We start from the raw sequence: 1222 nt of genomic DNA on the forward strand, positions 1-1222 counted from the left end.
GCGGTGCCAGCATCCGTGCCACGGGCACCAATGCGTATGGGATTTACACTCAGGCGGATTCCGGTGCGACGACGATCGTGAATTCCGGTGCGATTACGAGTTTGGGCTGAACGGCTTCGGCATTCGCTCGTCGGCGAGCGCAGCCGCCGACATCACCGTCCGCAATGCAGGAGCGATATCCACCACTGGCCTGGGCGCGCACGGGATATACCTGACCTCGCAAGGGGGCACGATATCTGTCAACAATGACGGCGCGATCGCGGTCGGAAGCGCCACGGCGACCGAGGGATCGAGAGGCATTTACATCAATGCGTTTTTAGCAGGTGACATAAGGGTCACCGGCTCCGGCGACATCACCGTTCTCGGTGGCGCCGGCACCCCTCGCGGGCACGCGATCATCGTCAATGCGGCGGACGGCAATATCGATGTCGACTATTCGGGCAACCTGACCAGCCACGGTGCCGGATCCGGCGGCATCCGCGCTGACGCGACCAACGGAAGTGTCGACGTCAACTTTACCGGTGACAGGATCGAGACGTTCCACCGCGACGGCACCGGCATCTACGCGAGCGCCAGGTCCGCGACCGGCGACGTCAATATCGACGCGCGCGGAGAGATCGTCACCCATGCGAATGCCGGAACGAGTTCTGGGGCATTCGGGCTCGAAGGCATCAGCTACGGCGGCGATGTCAGCGTTTCGTTTACGGGAACACTGATCGACGTCGACGGCTCCGGTGCGGCGATCCTGGCCGCAAACGCCTATTTCACGGGGACTGGCCTCGGCTCGGTATCAGTCGACAATAGCGGCGATATCATTGCTCGGGGTAACCGGCAGCAAGGCATCCGCACCTTCTCAACGTCGGGAACGCAAACGATCGTCAACCAAGGCGGAATACGAACCCTCGGAGCCGTCGACAGCCAAGGCATCCAAGCGCTGACGAATGGCGCCGCGCCTATCGTGATCCAAAACAGTGGCGCAATCACCACCATCGGCAACCACTCCTCGGCCATCGATGCGACGTCACAGGGAGGTCCCGTCAGTGTAACGAACCGAAGCGACATTTCGGCCGGTTGGGGGACGAGTGCCGGCTTGCTGCTCGGCGGGGACGCGCAGAGTTTTAGCAATACCGGTACCGTTCAAGCCCTTAGCGATGTTGCGTTGCGCGGCGACGAGGGTGKCTTGGGAGAGACGCTACGCATCAACAATAGCGGCGCGATGACC

General features: G+C 62.1%; 1 protein-coding gene. It reads left to right on the forward strand.

The window, feature by feature from the left end; translation table 11 throughout:
* A partial coding sequence (locus tag AC1DT3_RS21785) for a hypothetical protein (RefSeq protein ID WP_477467265.1) occupies positions 1 to 1222 on the forward strand: 1222 nt, incomplete at both ends.

This window comes from Microvirga sp. P4_G7 (genome assembly GCF_056401005.1).